We start from the raw sequence: 17440 nt of genomic DNA, 5'->3' as shown, positions 1-17440 counted from the left end.
GGGACGGCTTCGTCCCTTTTCTTCTTTGCGATCCTACTTGCTCTTCTCCAGACCTAACGTAATCGACGTTTGATCACAGACCTCGGTTGGACCATAATATTGAATCGCCCCAGGATAGGCAAAGTCGTTCTCCACCGCCCACTTTTCACGCACATGCGCAAAGTACTGGAATGGTTTGCCATTGAGCTCCACCAGCGCCTTACGGATAACTGGCTTCATCTCGCCGTGGCGACGCTCCATATTCATCATCATCGTGAGCGGGATACCACCAGCAACCCACTCACTAGCAGGGCGTTGCAACTCGCGTAAACTGCTGATATAACCAGTCATGCCATTAGCAATCAACAAGAAGGAGGTGTAACCCAAGCTGTAGCAGTAGTCTGCATCAAAATTACTAGGAAAAGCGCATCGTCCTTCATAACCAAAGAAGTGTCCTAACGGTGCGAACTTACCCTTATACTTACCTTCAGCCTTAGCCTTCTCTAGGTAACTTGCCACCATTTTGGAGAGAAGCTTCTCGGTTTCGATGAGAGAAACCTGCACATTACCATGTGGATCGCGATCTAAAATAAGTTGAAATTGAATATCGCGCGGGAGCGAAGCATAGACCTCGGCACTCTTGGCATCGAGTTGCGCATGCACCCACTCCGGTTGCTTTTCTAGCTCGATTGCACCAAATTCGTCAGCTTTTTCGCTCATCATATCATTTAGCTTGGCGATGAGCGCCTTAATTTCAGGGATAAATTCAACCAATCCTTCTGGAATCAGCACGATACCAAAATTCCAGCCCTTTTCAGCACGTTTCATCACACTATGAGCAATCTCTTGCACAACGTCAGCTAAGGTCATCTGTTTAGCCTCAACCTCTTCGCTAATCAACGTTACATTAGGACGCGTCTGAAGGGCGCACTCAAGCGCAATGTGGCTTGCCGATCGACCCATCAATTTGATAAAGTGCCAATACTTACGCGCCGACATCGCATCGCGTGCAATATTACCAATCAACTCCGAGTAGGTTTTGGCAGCGGTGTCAAAGCCAAAGCTCGTCTCGATAAACTGATTCTTGAGATCACCATCGATGGTTTTAGGGCAACCAATCACTTGAATGGAACTATTCTTTGCCTTAAAGTACTCCGCCAAGACAGCGCCATTGGTATTGCTGTCATCACCACCAATCACGACAAGAGCATCCAAAGAGAGCTTCTGTGCATTCTCCAAGACCAAATCAAACTGCTCACTACTCTCCAACTTGGTGCGCCCAGATTGAATCATATCAAAGCCACCGGTATTGCGATACTCATCCATCAAGCTGTCGGTAACTTCAAGGTACTTCGCCTCAAGCAAGCCCGATGGACCACCCAAAAAGCCAAAGAGTTGACTCTGTGGATTAGCCTTTTTTAAGCCATCATACAAGCCAGCAATAACGTTATGACCACCTGGTGCCTGTCCACCCGAGAGGATAACACCCACCTTGATAGGATTGAAGGTTGCCGAAGAGGCACCACTCTCAAAAGAGACAATCGGTTGGCCGTAGGTGTGTGGAAAAAGTTGCTTAATCGCTTGCTGATCGGCGAAACTTTCAGTTGCAGAACCCTTAACCGCAACAACATTCTTGACATCTTGCATAAGGGCACTGGGCAGTTTGGGCAGATAAGCATATCGAGCTTTCTGCAAGGCGGTGATAGACTTCATAATCGTCTTCTAAACTCCTTGTATTCTATAACTTTATCTATATAGCTACTCAACACGAAGTAGCTCTTATTTTCTTACTAAATTCCTGCCAACTATGATACATTTCATCGTGCACCGGCTGATAGATGCCTAACAATGCACCATGCAACGCCTGATGAAAGCGAATGCGCTCTTCCTGTAAAAGAAGCTCCATATCTTGCAAATATTGCCCACCATGAATCCTGATAAGGCGTTCCTGCCAATGCTCGCGCAGAGGAAGCACAGCAAAGGCGTGTTCACCCAAAATCATTCCCATATGATCAAGCGCATCGTCGTGCCAACGTTCACTTTTAATCACAAAAAAAATCGCACTCGCACTAGAGAGATTGATCAGTAATTGCTCATAAATCCCCTCGCACTCGCTTGGCAAGTGCGCTTCAAGCTCACGCAATGTCTTCAGTAATTGATCATAACGTTCCACAAAAGCCTCGCTAGCATCACGCTGAACCCCAATCCACTGTTGCTTAATCGATTGATAAAAATTCTCTATCGACTGCTCAATCACCGCGCTTTTAGGACGATACCACCAACGTTGCCAAGGATAAAGCTTTTGATAAGAAGCCTTCATATCCAACTCCATCCGATCTAAAAGGGCATCAAAAAAAGTAAAAAAAGGAAAGACCAATAGACCAAAATCGCGCATAAAGCCCCGCTGTTTAGAGAAAAATTGCCTCTCTATGAGATCTAAGTGATGAACAATATCGTGATTTTGCTCTTGCATATTATGTCGACTCTCCCTCATATTTGCCTCTCCCATCACTAAAGGAACGACTCCCCCGGACGTATTAAGACAAGCTTACCTTCGCGCTCCTCATCACGCAATTGATCTAAAAATTCGCGCGTTACCCGATCAACCTCACGCTTAGCAATTAAGCCCATCAATGCCTCCTCCTGAAGAACGGCATCCATACGACGCTTGCTCAACGAAGCAAGAATAAGATCGCGAATAGGCTGGCTCTTTGCCTTAATCAGAATCGCTAACTCATCATTACGAAGCGCTTGTAAACGTGCTTGTAAATCCTTCGGTTGCATCCACGTTAATGCATCGATGGTAAAGAGTTGCTGCTCAATTGCACGTGCCGTCGTTGGCTCCTCTCCGGCAAGTTTATCCAAAATATCGCGCTCTTTATCCGCAGACATATAACGCAAGATTTGTACCAAAGCCTCTTGTCCGTCAAACTCTTCTTGCTCCACTGGCTTGCCCATAAGGCGTAAGCGCTCTTGCAACACCTCTTCAATGCGCGTAATCACCTCGGTATCCACGCGCTTAACCTTGACAATACGCTTAATAAGATCCGTCTGCTCAAAGGGCGCAACCGACTCCAACACGCGCTTTGCCGTGAGCGGTTTAATACGTGGTAGAATAATCGCCAAAATCTCAATCGACTCATCTTTTAGTAAAGCCACCACCTGCTCTTCAGGGATATCGGACAAGAAGCTAAAGGGCTTCTCCACCAAATCAGGCACCGCCGTACGCAAGATACGCGCACTAGCATCTTCACCAAAGGCTGTTTTAAGGAAACCCTTCGCCGTATCCATGCCGTCCACCTGTTCAGCTTGATTAGCCCTCGCATGAGCCTTTTCTGCTTTAATACGCGAAACTTCCGCCATCACTTGGCGAATCTCCTCCACACTCATGTGCGAGAGCGCCTCATTCGCGGCCTCGGTTCCCATCATCATTAAAAGCTCTGCCGATCGCCGTACCCCACGACTCACAGGTGGGGAAGCCGGAGACTCTTCTTTTTTTACATCAGCGCGTAACGGACGCTCCATATCACTCTTTATATCTGGCTTAGGCATCACCGAAGCAGAGGCTTGCCTGCTTGGCGTGCTTGAGGAGACCACTTTTTGATAGGCATCTAACCCTTTTTTATTCAATCGCATAGACATCTATTAGATTAGCTTTTTATGCTATAAAAATCAAGCCTTTTCATAAAAAAAAGGTGGATAATTGCTATCCACCTCGATTTTTTCGTTAAAGACGCACGTCGATGCGGTTGCTAACCTCTTGTTTGAGGAGATTTTGGATTGCCATGAGCGTACCAGTAGCAGAACTAGCACAGCCTACACAAGCACCTTTATAGTTGATGTGTACGATGAGACGATTGTTCTCTTCGTAGAAGTCGCCCAATTCGGCAGCCCCACCATCCATAGCGAGCATCGGTGAGATAACCTCGGTGAAGAACTCTTGCAAATGTTTTCCCTTCTGGAAAATCGACATCTGCTCAAAGGTAAGCTCCGAAGCCTCTTTGGGCTGTTGCTTGCCCTCTTTGGCCATCTCGGCGAGGGTATCGCGTAGAATGTCCTCAATGTACATCTCTTTGGCTTCATGTCCACCGGGACGTAGACAACTCTTGCAGAATCCACCCGCCTTGGTGTACTGGGTAACCTCTTCTAAAGTGGAGAGATTGTTAATACGGATCGCGTCCTTGATGTCGCCGATACGTACGCGCGCGCACTCACAGACGATTTGCGAATCCTCATAGACACTGCGATCGACACCATAAAAGTTGGCTGCCGCCTCTTTAATCGCATCGTGCGCCATAACGCTACAATGCATCTTTTGTGGAGGCACGGCAGGCTTATTCTCATCGTCACGCAAATGCTTCTCCACAATCAAATTATCGATCGTGAGAGCCTCTTTTACCGTCTTACCAATGCAGAGCTCTACCATCATATCGCTAGCGGCAATTGCGGTACCGCATCCAAAACTCTTAAACTTGGCGGCGACAATCTTTTCATTCTCATCTACCACCCAAAATAGACGCACGGCATCACCACACGCCTCGGCACCGAAGTCGGCAACCACCAACTTACCGCCCATGAGGGTTGCTTCGGCTTGGCTAATCTCACCACGATGCTTAGGGTCGTTCATGCGAGAGGCAACCTTAGAGCTGTACTCATCCCACAACGCGCCACCGATTAAATCACTTTTGGCCATATTGGGCCTCCTTTGCTGTAATATATCAATTCGAATCTTTCTTAAATAAAGAATCAGAGAAATTCGTTATTATTGAACTCCCTACTTATATTATAGCAAAAAAGCAAAAAAATATCGAGTCTTTTTTTAACAATTTTGCTTATAAAATGCAAAAAAATTTTATTTAAAACAAACTTTTTCGTGTTATAACGCAAAAAAGAGAGGCGTTGAACGCCTCTCGACAAGATTTTACTGTAAAACAAAAACTACATCACCTTTACGGAATACCCCAAGGTCAAGCTGAAAGGCAGGCTCATACGCACACCATTATCAGGACTTAGGTAGGTCTTAATTTGAGGCAAGAAGTACCACGTACTACGGAAATCTACCGACAAGCGCCCAGCATTGCCAAAGTCTACCTGCGCACCAAAGCCAGCCATGATACCCACATCAAAACGCTTGTCGGGGGTAAAGAAACGCGTGTTTGCTTCGTTGTAAGGCATATTAATATTACCCTGTGTAGCATCAGCCACACCAGCAAAGTCAGGATTAAATTGCTCCTTAACTCTTCCTAGAATCACAGAAGTAGAGAGACCTCCTAGCAAGTGTACCGAGACCATCTCCGTAGGGCGAACCACGGTAAACTGGTTGATCAAATTAAAGTTAAAGGCCATCCAACTATAGCGCATCTCTCCCGTAAGCTCGGGATGATCTGGACCATCTACGATGGAGGACTTCATATAATTACCTGCGTAAGTTAATCCGCGATTAAAGGCAAACATGACCTCTGGCACCAAACTATACCAATCAGTAATATCAACTTGGGTAAATACGCCCAATGCCCCAGAAAATTGCACCATCTGGTTCGTGCTACGTACTGCAACGACTTCGGGCGTTACTCCAGCGAATACCCCATTAAAGGTATAAAGTCCGATATTACCATAGCCACGGGTGATAGCACCCTCGCCACGAATACCCACATGCACATTTACCGCAAAAAGCGAGGCGGGTGTTATCAATAGCAGAAGTAATCCAGCCATAAGCTGTCTTTTTATCATCTCATTCTCCTATATACTAAAAATCTGCCCCAGCTAGGTTAGCCTCATATTCTACAAAGATACGTCATCTACTCCCTCAATATAGCACATATTTGTTCTTATGTAAAGATACAAAATCACTAAATTTGCAAAAATGTTCTTATCAATAGATACAAAATTCTTAAATTCTCTCTAAATGTACTTGCAAAAAGAAACAAAATATGTTATCTTCAAGTTAAACCCAGCTATGGTTACCTAGAATACGTTGCATCTACACACTAACTTATTTAGGAGTAAACATACTATGCGGTTTAAAAAATTGTATATGACTCTCTTCTTCTCGCTTGCAAGCACGCTAGCTGGCTATGCGCAAGAAGAGCAAACCTCCGGTAGTGCCATACGTGGTGAATTAAACTTTCTCTACTCGCATATTTTGGCAGGAAAGCAAATTGGTCTTGGTGGTTTTGGCAGTGATTTTCACTCGGTGCTTACCCCCGTGGGGCGCTTTCTTAATGATGTAGAGAATGAAATTTGGGCAAAGCAACCCCTCTTTAACCTTGGGCTAGAAGGCAATCTCATACTTAAATCTCTCTACCAAAGCGATGCCATCACCCTCTCACCCATATTAAGCTACTCGCTACGCTATAGCCACGAACGCTATCGTATTGCCTACGATCCCGATATGATTCACCCGGAAAATCCCATTCCCGTGGGACAATTAGGTGGGCCTGGTTCTGTTGAGGATATACAGCTCCATAGCCTAATTAACCAACTCTCCTTTGGTGTCCGTATGGAGCATGGCGAAAGCGCTTTTTATAGTCAACTCTCCTTGGGCGTGCTCTTTTACACTCCGCTCTCCCTAAAGTGGAAGCGCCAAGCTTACGACGCACAGGGTAACCCTACGGTTGATGCTACCCATTCTGTTGGTTTAGGAGAATCTCTCTTGGTCAGTGGCTCTACCGATTCACATGAAGCTGGCGTACATATCCTATCTCTACGAGGAACGTCGGAATTTTTGGCATCTATTGGTGCAAGAATTGGTTATGGTCCTGTCTTTGTCGGTATCAACTACGCCACCAATATGCGGGTGAATGTTGTCAGTTTTGATATTGGCCTCACCTTATACCCCGTCGCAAGGAGTAACAGTTAAATGAATAAATATATCAAATTCTTTTTCATTAGCACCTGCGCGTTGCTAACCTTTTCGCCCCTTTTTGCTCAAGAAGAGAATCAAGAGAGCGATTCCGTTGAAGAGACCACAACCGTTAATCGTCAACCATCGCCTTGGCAAGCCCATGTTGGTATCGGCATGAACATTGGTGTAAATGGTCTACCTAGCCAAATCTCTAACGATTTAGCCATGAAAGAGGGATTTCTCTCCGCAGTAGGCACTATGCGTGGTCTGCCCCTAGGTGCCTCTTTTTTCGCAGGAGTTGGCTATCAATTTACGGGAACCGCACATAGTGTTGGATTAGAAGTTGGCATGGGTATTCATAACGACGGTGGTAGTGCGCGCGTTACCCTAGGCGACGACCCCGCCAATATCCCAGGCTATGTGTTTGATGGCACCATTGGGGCTATGGGTGATAGTGCTGGCATGCTAGGAATGGCTAAAATGTTTATACCCATGATTTACCCCGGAATGAGCACCATCAACACCATGAAAGGTCAGTATCTTGATCCCAAGTTACGCGTCTACTATCGCTACAACAAGGAGACATGGAACATTCAGGCAGGTATGGGTCTGGGATTTCTCATCGCCATGAACTACTTTGCCTATCCCTCCAAAGTACGTAGTGATTACACCTTTTCTGAAGATTTAGAAAATGCCGAAATGCTTTTTGACTTTGGCTGGGCTTCGGCGATGAGTCAAGGACCTATCACCGCAACACGTATTCCCTTCCCCCTAGTTATGCGCGATGGCACGGTGATGATGCGCGCTATCCAGCCCCTCGCCGACCTTCACTTCCGCGCTAGCTACAAAAACTACTACTTCGATGTCTCCTACTCCACCGAATTCCGCTTTATCCACCATGTTAAGTTGGGTATGGGTATTATGTTTGCCTAATTTTTTCGATATTTTATGCAAAAGAGAAGTGGGAGATATCTCCCACTTTTTTTCTATCCTATCGAACATTTACTCTTGCTTGCCTAACCAAAACGTTTGTAATTCTGCATGGCGATAATGCCAGAAGGTCAGCAGTTGAAATTGCAAATCATCAAAAAATTCGCGTTGCATCATCAGTGCCTCTCGCCCTAAATAGCGATAGTGCCAACTCTCATAATCGTAGCCCGTCTCTGCTTCGTACCCGTTAGGATAGGAGAGGCTAAAGCCATAAGTGTGAGCATGTTTTTCCAGCCACTGTTGCATCTTGGTACCGGTAAAGCTCGCGTTAATCGAGCCAAAGTCGACGACCGTACCCAGTTGATGCTGACTCGTGCCTGCCTTTGCCGAGAGTCTATCGGCCTCTACCTGCCCCAGTTGACGTACCCAGCCAGCATAAACATCCTGTTGTCGAGAATAACTGCGATAAGTACTGGAGACCAAGAGCGGAGTACCCTCGCGCACTGCCTGTTGATGCATCGCCTCCAGTGCATTAACGCTCTCTCGACGCAACTCATGCCCCGCACGGTTGACCCGTGGCCAGACTAAACTATCAAGTTTGATTAAATCGTTTGGGGCGTAATCGGCAGGGAGAAAGTGTTGCTTATCCACCAGCCATAGCAACGACTCATCGCTACGAAACATGACGTGTGCCAAGGCTAAAAAGCGTTCTCCGTCGGCAATCATGCGACGCTGTTGTGGCTCATGCAACGCAGATTCCTCTACAAATGCCTGCCAGCTATGCGTAGTAAAGGTAAAGTAAGGCGAGAGGTACGCTACCACCTCGTCCTCGGCAAAAATCGTCTCTTTTGAGGTACAACCCAACAGACTCATCAGCAAGATACCATAGATTAGTTGTCTCATGCTACTCTCCCTTTTTATGAAGTTATTTGGATAAAAGCTCGCTCCCATAGACAATCTGCGCGCCATGTTTCTCTAGCCAAGCATAGCCCTCCACCAAACCATACCCCAGACGACTGGGCGCATGCGCATCACTAGAGACCAACACCGAAACCTGCTCCCTAAGCATCTCTTGCCAAAAAACCTCACTGCGATGCAACGGCGCAGAAGTATTAAACTCCATCGGTTTATTGTGCGCCTTTGCCAACTTAGCAATCGCCTGCCAGACATCGCGCAAGGAAGCATCATTTTTTTGCACATAATCATTCATAATCACCCGATCGGCATGCCCAATAAAGAGAAAGTGCGGTTGCGTAATCGCCCAACGAAGCTGTTCAATATAAAGATCGAAGTGCTTCGCGCTCTCGATCGATCCCAAATCGGCATACGATCCATCGCCCAAACGGATATAATGGATCGATCCCAATAGGTAATCGGGTTTAAGTTGCGGGATAAGCACCTCCTCAAGGTAGGCTTTCTCTTGGCTGATGATATCCACCTCCATTCCCAAATAGATCGGAATGGTTGCCTCTTTTTTGGCGCTAAGCACCTCATCACGATAGAGCGAAAGTTCGCTCTCCTTCATCTTAAAGCCTTGCACACCATACATGTGGCTAGGCACCGGACTGTGGTCACTAAAGCCCAATGCGCGAAATTGCAATGCTTCTGCCTGTTTAATATACTCCAACGCGGTGCCACTGGCGTGTCCACAATAGGGTAAATGCGTATGAAAATTCTCTAACATACCCTTATTATACATCCTTATCTAATTTTTTACTAGCAATATCCCTTGACTTTTACGCAATAATCGGCACAATAAAGGTATGAAGATTATCGTCAACGCACGCTTTTTGTGCACACGCGCCACCGGTGTTCAACGCTTTGCTTTCGAGATCTCTCGCTACCTCAAGCGCCTCGATCATAGCATCGAATTTCTCTGCCCCCACAACATTCAGCAAGATGCTTGGGCAGATGAGCTGGGTGCTAAAGTCATTGGACACTTCCAAGGGCATCTCTGGGAACAGATCGATCTCTTTAGATACCTCAAACGCCAGCCCAACGCCATCCTCTTCTCTCCGGGTAATACTGGCCCGCTCTTTGTAAAACAGCAACTCCTCGTCCTCCACGACGTTGCATTTCTCACTAATCCGCAAGCATTTAACTGGAAATTTCGTCTTTACTACCGCTTTCTCATTAAGCGATTGAGCAAAAATGTTGCCAAAATCACCACCGTTAGCGACTTCTCCCGTCAAGAGATCCTCTCCTTTTACCCCCACGTTCAAGAGAAGATCCACGTCGTCTACAATGGCATCACCCGTTTTCCGCGTAATCTCTCGCAGTATGTGGGCAAACCATATTTTCTCGTGGTGGGCTCCTTCGATCCGCGTAAAAATATTCCCTTTATTATCGAAACCTATCGTAAGCTTCCAGAGGAGAATCGCCCTCGCCTCAAAATAGTGGGAGGCTTTGGTAAAACCTTCAAAAAAGAGAATTTTGGGACGATTCCTAGCGATGTCGAATTTGTGGGACAAGCCGGCGATGATACCCTCGCGCGCCTTTACAGTAACGCCACTGCCCTCCTCTTTCCCTCCATCTATGAAGGCTTTGGACTGCCCCCCGTCGAGGCGATGAGCTTTGGCACGCCTTGTCTGGTTTCGGATATCCCTGTACTCCACGAGGTACTCAAAGACGCCGCCCTCTTTCTTCCCATCAACAACGAAGAGCTCTGGATTGATGCGTTGATCCAAATTCAACAAGATAAGGAACTCCGCAATAGCCTCAAAGAGCGGGGTCTATTACAAAGTCAAAAATTTAGCTGGGAAGTAAGTGCCAATCAAATTTATCAACATCTCAAGGAGATCGCCCCACAATGATGAAAGTTGCTCTAATTCACTACTGGCTGGTGGGCATGCGTGGTGGCGAAAAGGTGCTAGAGGCGCTTTGTGAACTCTTCCCCCAAGCCGACATTTATACCCATGTCTACGATCCCAAAAAGATTAGCGCAACCATCAAGCGCCACCGCGTTTACACTACGGCTATCCAACGTCTTCCACGCGCTACATCTTGGTATCAACGCTATTTGCCTCTCATGCCCCGCGCCCTCGAAGCGCTTGATCTAAGCAACTACGATCTCATCATCAGCAGTGAGAGCGGCCCAGCCAAAGGCATCCTCGCCCCCAGCCATATCCCCCACGTCTGCTACTGCCACACCCCCATGCGCTATCTTTGGGATTACTACCACTACTATCTAAAGAGTAGCGGAAAGCTCACCCAGCTCTTCTTTCGCCACTTTGCCCCCGCCCTACGAACGTGGGATCTGCTTAGCGCCTATCGGGTTGATCACTTTATTACCAACTCGCACAACGTCGCCCGACGCATCATGCGTACCTACCAACGCGAAAGCACCGTCATCTATCCCCCAGTCGATCTGCCCGATGCCGAAATCCTCTCTACACAAAAAGGGAATTTTTATCTCTTTTTAGGACAAGTAACCGCCTATAAACGCGCCGATCTCGCCATCGACGCCTTTCGTAAAAGTGGTCTTCCATTAGTTATCGCGGGTGCAGGCGATGCAATCAAGAATCTGCCTGCTAATATCCAAGCGCTCGGCTTTGTCTCCAGCCAAAAACGTCAAGAGCTCCTCGCGCAAGCCAAAGCACTCCTCTTTCCCGGGGAAGAGGATTTTGGTATCGTTCCCCTCGAGGCTATGGCGCACGGCACGCCGGTCATCGCCTACGCCAAAGGTGGCGCGCTCGAGACGGTGATTCCCGAAGTCAGTGGCATTCTCTTTCAAGAGCAGACCGTAGATTCGCTCCAAGGCGCTATCGAACAACTCGAGGCAAACCCACAACGCTTCAACCCAAAAACCCTCTATGCCCATGCCCAAAAATTCTCAAAGGAACGCTTTAAAGAGCAAATGCATCGCTATATTGAACAACGATTATCCGAGCATAAAGCTATCGTCGGCACTCCCATGCGCGACTAAATTCTAACTCTTATTAAATTTGCTTGCCACAAGGTAAAGCTCAAATGACTCCTTGCGCACCGCTTTCGGACGCATGGTTTTTACATCGACAAAATGAAGTTTCGCCTGCTCGATCAGCTCCTGCTCATCACCACCAGCGAAAATTTTCGCAATAAAGAGTCCGCCCTCCACCAAATGCGCCAGTGCCAAACCCAACGCCTGCTCCACCAGCCGATAACTGCGCGCACTATCCACCAAGCGATCGCCCGTGGTAGCAGGAGCAGCATCGCAAACCACTGCATCATAAGCCCCGTAGCTAGCGATTTTTGCCGAGACATCTTCACGTAAAAAGTCGCCCTTAATAAAATCGATTTGCTTATTCGCCAAGACTTTACTATCCAATGGTTTCAAATCGCAGGCAACCACGCGCGCCTGATGCTTACGCACCAAATAAAACGACCAGCTTCCAGGTGCTGCCCCAAGATCGAGGACTAAACTATCGCTCTTGATGCCTCCGCTCTTTGCCAAAATCTCTTCCAACTTATACACCGAACGCGCAGGATACCCTTCCACCTTGGCCTTTTCCGCCCAAAAGTCGTTACTACTACGACGATTTCCCCCCGCTTTAGGCAAGATAGTGCTCCTTAAGGTGAGCAATCAGCGCCTCTAAGGAGAGATCCTTGAGGCTCTCTCGTTCGACAAATTTACGTAAAGTATAACCCTCGCCCTCCACAAAGATGCCCAACCTTGCCCCTTTGCGTAGCGCATACTTAGTCTGTTGATCGACCTTTTTCTGCCCTGGATAGATCTCTACCACCACACCTAAATCGCGTAACATGCGCATTAATGCCCCCACCTTGGCTAAGTCAACGGGGGCATAAATCATCATGCGTAAACGCTCGCTAATATTAAGCTGCGATAAAATATTCTCTGCCGACAAGAGGCGATCTAAACCGATGCTCCCACCCACGCCACTCATAGGATTTTTACTATAGAGTGCCATTAGGTTATCATAGCGACCACCAGAACAGATCGACCCTAACGCCCGATCATCTAACAGAAACGTCTCAAACACCATGCCTGTATAGTAGTCTAACCCACGCGTAATTTTAGGATTAACGGTGAAAAAATGTGCAACATCTAGCGCTTTAAATTGTCTAAAAAGATTTTCCAACACTAACAACGACGCATGATCACCCATCAAGTTACGTAGCTTAGCAATCGTCGCCCAAGCATCGCTTGCTGGTGTGATAAAATCCTTGAGCTTCGCAATCATTTCAGCACTTATCAATGGAAGAAGCTCCGTCTCCACCACCTGCCAGCCTAGCTTATCCACCTTATCTAGGGATCGCAAAATTTCGGTATTGTGCTGAGCAATTCCCAACTGCTCCAAGTAACCCAGTAGAATCCCGCGATGGTTCACCTCGATGACAAAGGCAGGCACGCCGAGTAAAACCAGCGCAGTTTGCGCCGTCATAAGGATATCAAGATCGGCCATCGCATCATCGCTACCCACAATGTCAAAATCACATTGATAAAATTCACGAAAGCGCCCGCGTTGAGGCTTCTCGCCCCGCCAGACCTTTGCAATATGATAGCGCTTAAAGGGTAGCGCCAACTCATCACGATGCATCGTTACATAGCGCGCCAGAGGCACAGTGAGATCGAAGCGCATGGCAACATCGCGCTCACCGGCATCTTTAAAACGAAAAATTTGCTTCTCTGTCTCCCCGCCACTCTTGCCTAATAAGGTCTCGGTGTACTCCAACGTTGGCGTATCAATCGCCTCATAGCCCTGCAACGCAAAGGCATCGGCAAGCTTCTCCATAATCTGGCGACGCAGATGCTCCTCTTGCGGAAGAGCATCGCGAAATCCCTTAACAATGCGTGGTTCTATCATGCTTGGCTCGACCCTTTTGCCACCACACGCTTCTTCTCTACCGCAAAGTGTTCACCATCGCGCCTTTTAATGAAAAAGTAGTAGACCAAACTTGCAATAAAGATAGAAGAGTAGGTTCCCACCGTAATACCCACCATCATTTTGATAGCAAAGAGCTGTACCGACCCCGTAGCAAAAATAATCAACGGCAAAATAGCGAGCATTGTACTACTCGTGGTAAGGATGGTACGGGAAAGCGTTTGGCTTAACGATCCGTTAATGATATCCTCAATGCGAGATCCAAAGCGTAAATTCTGTCCATTTTCACGGATACGGTCGAAGATAACAATCGAGTCGTTAAGCGAATAGGCCAAAATCGCCAGAACTGCCGCCACCGTCGCCGAGCTAACCTCCAACTGAAGTGCGCCAATAAAACCTAAAATAAAGACCACATCATGCACCGTACCCAGAAGCGTTGCCAACGAGAAGCCTAAGCGCTTAAACCTCAACCACAAGTAGAATAAGATAAGGACAACCGATCCCAAAATCGCCTTAAGCGCCCCACTAATCGTATCCTCAGAGAAGGAAGAACCCACAAACTCACTACTTAAAAGATTCGCCTCACCAAATTGTCCACGTAAAAGCTCCATAATCTTCTGCTCGGTAACTCCAGCAAAATTTTCCTCGCTACTCTCGGGCACACTAATGCGGAAGTAGCCACGCGTATCGACATCCACCACCTTGACATTATCCACCGAACTTAAGGCATCTTGCACGGCAACTAAGCTACCCTCGCCATCGATAAAGACATTCATGCTCAATCCGGCGCTAAAGTCAACACCCACATTGAAGCCTTTTTGCGTAAATGTTCCCACCCAAAGTCCGGCTAAAACCAACAGACCAATCGGGGTAACCATCTTCGCCAGACGCAAGAAGGGTAACTTACGCTCCTCTTTTGCGTGGCTCTTATCGACAGGGCGCACGCTAGCACCGTAACCAATCGAGATATTTTGCGCGCGAAACCAGTCGCTACCCATATCAAAAAGAAGTCGAGAGATATACACCGCGGTAAAGAGGTTGGTAATGATACCAATCGCAAGCGTCACCGCAAAGCCCTTCACTGGCCCCGATCCCATCTGCGAGAGGAAGAGCGCCACAATAAACGTGGTAATATTAGAGTCAAAAATTGCACTAAAGGCACGTGCAAATCCGCGCTCGATGGCAACCTTTCGGCTATGCCCAGCACGTAGCTCCTCTTTAATACGCTCAAAGATCAACACATTCGCATCAATCGCCATACCCACGTTCAAAATGATACCCGCCATGCTGGTCAGCGTCAAAGTAAAGCCAATCGAAGAGAGTAGCGCCAAGGTAAAGAGCAAGTTGAGTAATAAGGTAATCGAGGCTTGCACACCCGATCCCTTATAGTAGGCCACGGCAAAAATCACCACCAACAAAAAGCCAAAAAGAAGCGCACGTACACCAGCTTCGATGGTTTCCGCCCCAAGCGTAGGCCCTACACTTTGGATGTTGATAATGCTCAAGTCAACGGGTAAGCCACTGCTCTTAAGGACAATCGAAAGTTGTTGCGCTTCAATCGGGGTAAAGCCAGTTACCTGCACGTTTCCCCCCGGAATTGGCCCTGCGATATTGGCAACGCTCTTAATGCTACCTTCCATCACCACGGCTAATTGTCTGCCCACATTCTCTGAAGTAAGACGAGCGAAGATAACCGCCCCCTCATTGTCTAAGGAGAAGTTTACCGTCGGCTCACCAAAGTCAGAACTACCGATGCTCACGCCCTTAATGTGCGAGCCTGCCATGCTCACTTCGGCATCGAGCACGTAATATCCACGAAATTCTTCTTCGCCAAATTTATCGCGCACCGAGTAAGGGAAGATAAGATAATCGGCGCTCAAGATGTTAGTATCGGTAAAACGACCCGTACGCGTATCGATTAGTTCGATAGCCGTGGGATTTTGACTAAAGTAATAAGCCATAAGGTTGGTCTGTTCAATATTAACCAAATGAAAGGATAAGCTTCCCTGTTGGGCAACTAGGCGATTGATCGCATCGGGATCTTGCTCCCCCGGAAGCTCGATTAGGATCTGATCGCTACCTTGACGACGAATATTGGGTTCGGTCGCACCAAAGCGATCGGCACGATTACGCACCGCATCTACGGCGCTCACCATCGCATCGTTGATCTCTTGCACATTAGGTTCGCGCTCTAACTTCTCCACCAGCGGAGTAAAATCAGCACGTAGTGTCGCCCCCAAGCCACCAGCTAAATCGAGACCAAGATTAAACGCACGCTCTTTAATGCGCTTTACATCGAGCACCTTCTGCCCGTGATAATTACGAGAAAAGTCGATCAACTCATCGCGAGACTGGGTAAAGCGTAAGAGATCTGGTACGCTAGGATTAGCAGGAAAAGCGACCTTCGCCAATCGATATGTCTGCTTAGCGTAGTCGTAAAAGTAGCCAAGCTCCTCAGGTAAGGTTACCATCTGGCTTGGATTCTCTCTACTTTGCACAACCAACGCCTCTAAGGCTTGTACATCCCACTGTGCCTGCACTCTAGCCTGCTGACCGATCACCTCTTTGGGTTGCACCGCAGCCACCTTGAGCTCCTCACTCATACCAGAGAAGAACCACTGATACGTAGGATACAAAAACACCACCGACAATGCGATCATCGAGGTTACAATAATGAGTCTAACTATTTTGCCCATATACTTCTTTACCCTTCCTTACACCGTACTTTTTACTTTAACCTGCTTACTTACTCTTTTCCACAGCGTTCTCGTTGGAACGCACCACACTGGCAATCGAAGAAGCCAAAAATTCCACTTTCACGTTATCGTCGATCTGCAAAACAACGATCTGATGACCATCGATCTCCTTAACGGTATCAACTTTTGCACGCATGCCACCAGCGGTAATCACTTTGTCGCCCTTTTTCAGGCTAGAACGCATCTTTTTAAGCTCTTTTTGTTGCTTGGCTGCCGGACGCATCATCATAAAGTAGATGATCAAAAACATTCCACCAAACATAATCATCGTCCCCATTGCCTGTCCACCTGCCGGTGCTGCCTGTAGCATCCATCCGTTCATTCTTCGCTCCTTTGTCTTTTCCTAAAAATTGACATCATCTCTACTATTATTCCTATCTTGATACCATATTATTGCCATTTAGTCAATCCTCTTATCGAGAAAATCCCACGGATAGAGGCTTTTTGGCTTGACAATTTGACGATTTTTTTGGTAAACTAGAGATATTATGACATTACCCAACAAGCTAACAGTCTCTCGACTCTTTATTACGCCGATTTTTTATCTGCTTTTTCTCTATACACACCAGTTAGAAGCATATACCCCGTTACGTACGACACTCGCTTGGGTACTCTTTGGCGCATGGCTCTATTGCGAAATTTCTGATGTTGTGGATGGCTTTATTGCCCGTAAATACAATCTCACTTCTGATATGGGAAAATTGCTCGATCCCTTTGCCGATGTCTTAAGTAGAGTAACCTACTTTGCCCTCTTTACGCAAGTAGGTTGGGTGAGCTTCTGGCCCTTACTCCTGATCTTCTGGCGTGAACTCTCCATTACCTTTATTCGCGCCGTTACCGCTAAACATGGCGTAGCTATGGGCGCCTCCTCGGCAGGCAAGACCAAAGCCATCTTTTACTTCATCATGAGCCTGCTAGGCATGCTCTACTTCCTTGCTCTCAACTACCCACAACTTCAACACCTCACCCACAATCAAGCCACCCTCCAACTCCTCAATATCGTCTTCATGCTCACCGCTTTAGCCTCGGTACTCTCTTTTGCTAGCTACTTTGCCATCTTTATGCGTACGCCCTACATGCAAGAATTTATCAAAGAGTAAAGCAACAAG

The 17440-nt window shown here is 47.3% G+C and carries 16 protein-coding genes; 5 read left to right on the top strand and 11 right to left on the bottom strand.

The window, feature by feature from the left end:
• Positions 1–33 precede the first annotated feature (33 nt).
• The 5 genes from PVA46_RS01200 to PVA46_RS01180 all read right to left on the bottom strand — a co-directional run bounded on the left by PVA46_RS01200 (position 34) and on the right by PVA46_RS01180 (position 5709).
• Positions 34–1692 carry a diphosphate--fructose-6-phosphate 1-phosphotransferase gene (locus PVA46_RS01200; RefSeq protein WP_167694955.1) on the bottom strand — a complete coding sequence of 553 codons (1659 nt, stop codon included), beginning with the start codon at positions 1690–1692 and terminating at the stop codon, positions 34–36.
• 49 nt (positions 1693–1741) lie between these two features.
• Positions 1742–2452 (bottom strand): hypothetical protein, encoded by a 711-nt coding sequence (locus PVA46_RS01195; protein WP_167694954.1) that lies wholly within the window; start codon positions 2450–2452, stop codon positions 1742–1744.
• A gap of 38 nt (positions 2453–2490) precedes the next feature.
• On the bottom strand, positions 2491–3621 hold the full coding sequence (locus PVA46_RS01190; RefSeq protein ID WP_274360302.1) for a FliG C-terminal domain-containing protein: 1131 nt from the start codon (positions 3619–3621) through the stop codon (positions 2491–2493).
• Positions 3622–3706: 85 nt separating this feature from the next.
• Entirely contained in the window at positions 3707–4672 is a 966-nt protein-coding gene (locus PVA46_RS01185) for an iron-sulfur cluster assembly scaffold protein (RefSeq protein ID WP_167694952.1), read from the bottom strand.
• Positions 4673–4917: 245 nt separating this feature from the next.
• On the bottom strand, positions 4918–5709 hold the full coding sequence (locus PVA46_RS01180; RefSeq protein WP_167694951.1) for a hypothetical protein: 792 nt from the start codon (positions 5707–5709) through the stop codon (positions 4918–4920).
• A 283-nt stretch (positions 5710–5992) separates the two neighbouring features.
• Between PVA46_RS01180 and PVA46_RS01175 the strand changes: the two genes are divergently transcribed.
• Together PVA46_RS01175 and PVA46_RS01170 are read left to right on the top strand one after the other, a co-directional pair.
• Positions 5993–6838 (top strand): hypothetical protein, encoded by an 846-nt coding sequence (locus tag PVA46_RS01175; RefSeq protein ID WP_167694950.1) that lies wholly within the window; start codon positions 5993–5995, stop codon positions 6836–6838.
• Positions 6839–7756, top strand: a complete 918-nt coding sequence (locus PVA46_RS01170) for a hypothetical protein (RefSeq protein ID WP_167694949.1) — start codon at positions 6839–6841, stop codon at positions 7754–7756. It begins immediately after the preceding gene.
• Positions 7757–7825: 69 nt separating this feature from the next.
• Here the strand turns inward: PVA46_RS01170 and PVA46_RS01165 are convergent, their stop codons facing one another.
• On the bottom strand, positions 7826–8656 hold the full coding sequence (locus PVA46_RS01165; RefSeq protein ID WP_167694948.1) for a M15 family metallopeptidase: 831 nt from the start codon (positions 8654–8656) through the stop codon (positions 7826–7828).
• Positions 8657–8678: 22 nt separating this feature from the next.
• Positions 8679–9437, bottom strand: a complete 759-nt coding sequence (locus PVA46_RS01160; protein WP_167694947.1) for a PHP domain-containing protein — start codon at positions 9435–9437, stop codon at positions 8679–8681.
• Positions 9438–9516: 79 nt separating this feature from the next.
• Here PVA46_RS01160 and PVA46_RS01155 point away from each other — a divergent pair, with 79 nt between their 5' ends.
• Positions 9517–10566 (top strand): glycosyltransferase family 4 protein, encoded by a 1050-nt coding sequence (locus PVA46_RS01155; protein ID WP_167694946.1) that lies wholly within the window; start codon positions 9517–9519, stop codon positions 10564–10566.
• On the top strand, positions 10563–11678 hold the full coding sequence (locus tag PVA46_RS01150) for a glycosyltransferase (RefSeq protein ID WP_246226682.1): 1116 nt from the start codon (positions 10563–10565) through the stop codon (positions 11676–11678). Before PVA46_RS01155 ends, PVA46_RS01150 begins: the two co-directional genes overlap by 4 nt.
• A 3-nt stretch (positions 11679–11681) precedes the next feature.
• Here the strand turns inward: PVA46_RS01150 and PVA46_RS01145 are convergent, their stop codons facing one another.
• The 4 genes from PVA46_RS01145 to yajC are packed head-to-tail and all read right to left on the bottom strand — an operon-like array spanning position 11682 to position 16653.
• The gene (locus tag PVA46_RS01145) at positions 11682–12290 is read right to left on the bottom strand and encodes an SAM-dependent methyltransferase (RefSeq protein ID WP_167694945.1); all 609 of its coding nucleotides are present in this window, start codon (positions 12288–12290) and stop codon (positions 11682–11684) included.
• On the bottom strand, positions 12283–13557 hold the full coding sequence (hisS, locus tag PVA46_RS01140) for a histidine--tRNA ligase (RefSeq protein WP_167694944.1): 1275 nt from the start codon (positions 13555–13557) through the stop codon (positions 12283–12285). Before hisS ends, PVA46_RS01145 begins: the two co-directional genes overlap by 8 nt.
• A complete protein-coding gene (gene secD / locus PVA46_RS01135) occupies positions 13554–16271 on the bottom strand; it encodes a protein translocase subunit SecD (protein WP_167694943.1) in 2718 nt (905 codons plus the stop codon). The genes hisS and secD overlap by 4 nt, the downstream gene beginning before the upstream one ends.
• Positions 16272–16317: 46 nt before the next feature.
• Entirely contained in the window at positions 16318–16653 is a 336-nt protein-coding gene (gene yajC, locus PVA46_RS01130; protein WP_167694942.1) for a preprotein translocase subunit YajC, read from the bottom strand.
• 166 nt (positions 16654–16819) lie between these two features.
• Here yajC and pgsA point away from each other — a divergent pair, with 166 nt between their 5' ends.
• Complete coding sequence (gene pgsA, locus PVA46_RS01125) at positions 16820–17431, top strand: CDP-diacylglycerol--glycerol-3-phosphate 3-phosphatidyltransferase (RefSeq protein ID WP_167694941.1); 612 nt, start codon at positions 16820–16822, stop codon at positions 17429–17431.
• Positions 17432–17440 lie beyond the last annotated feature (9 nt).

Source organism: Entomospira culicis, from assembly GCF_028748145.1.
Lineage (GTDB): Bacteria > Spirochaetota > Spirochaetia > WRBN01 > WRBN01 > Entomospira > Entomospira culicis.
The sequence above is the reverse complement of the archived record's forward strand: the minus strand, read 5'-3'. Positions and strand labels throughout refer to the sequence as shown.

What these genes read in the sequence shown, in the direction of transcription:
- PVA46_RS01200 (WP_167694955.1), bottom strand. Translation starts at nt 1,692, where the DNA reads ATGAAGTCTATCACCGCCTTGCAGAAAGCTCGATATGCTTATCTGCCC.
- PVA46_RS01195 (WP_167694954.1), bottom strand. Translation starts at nt 2,452, where the DNA reads ATGCAAGAGCAAAATCACGATATTGTTCATCACTTAGATCTCATAGAG.
- PVA46_RS01190 (WP_274360302.1), bottom strand. Translation starts at nt 3,621, where the DNA reads ATGTCTATGCGATTGAATAAAAAAGGGTTAGATGCCTATCAAAAAGTG.
- PVA46_RS01185 (WP_167694952.1), bottom strand. Translation starts at nt 4,672, where the DNA reads ATGGCCAAAAGTGATTTAATCGGTGGCGCGTTGTGGGATGAGTACAGC.
- PVA46_RS01180 (WP_167694951.1), bottom strand. Translation starts at nt 5,709, where the DNA reads ATGATAAAAAGACAGCTTATGGCTGGATTACTTCTGCTATTGATAACA.
- PVA46_RS01175 (WP_167694950.1), top strand. Translation starts at nt 5,993, where the DNA reads ATGCGGTTTAAAAAATTGTATATGACTCTCTTCTTCTCGCTTGCAAGC.
- PVA46_RS01170 (WP_167694949.1), top strand. Translation starts at nt 6,839, where the DNA reads ATGAATAAATATATCAAATTCTTTTTCATTAGCACCTGCGCGTTGCTA.
- PVA46_RS01165 (WP_167694948.1), bottom strand. Translation starts at nt 8,656, where the DNA reads ATGAGACAACTAATCTATGGTATCTTGCTGATGAGTCTGTTGGGTTGT.
- PVA46_RS01160 (WP_167694947.1), bottom strand. Translation starts at nt 9,437, where the DNA reads ATGTTAGAGAATTTTCATACGCATTTACCCTATTGTGGACACGCCAGT.
- PVA46_RS01155 (WP_167694946.1), top strand. Translation starts at nt 9,517, where the DNA reads ATGAAGATTATCGTCAACGCACGCTTTTTGTGCACACGCGCCACCGGT.
- PVA46_RS01150 (WP_246226682.1), top strand. Translation starts at nt 10,563, where the DNA reads ATGATGAAAGTTGCTCTAATTCACTACTGGCTGGTGGGCATGCGTGGT.
- hisS (WP_167694944.1), bottom strand. Translation starts at nt 13,557, where the DNA reads ATGATAGAACCACGCATTGTTAAGGGATTTCGCGATGCTCTTCCGCAA.
- secD (WP_167694943.1), bottom strand. Translation starts at nt 16,271, where the DNA reads ATGGGCAAAATAGTTAGACTCATTATTGTAACCTCGATGATCGCATTG.
- yajC (WP_167694942.1), bottom strand. Translation starts at nt 16,653, where the DNA reads ATGAACGGATGGATGCTACAGGCAGCACCGGCAGGTGGACAGGCAATG.
- pgsA (WP_167694941.1), top strand. Translation starts at nt 16,820, where the DNA reads ATGACATTACCCAACAAGCTAACAGTCTCTCGACTCTTTATTACGCCG.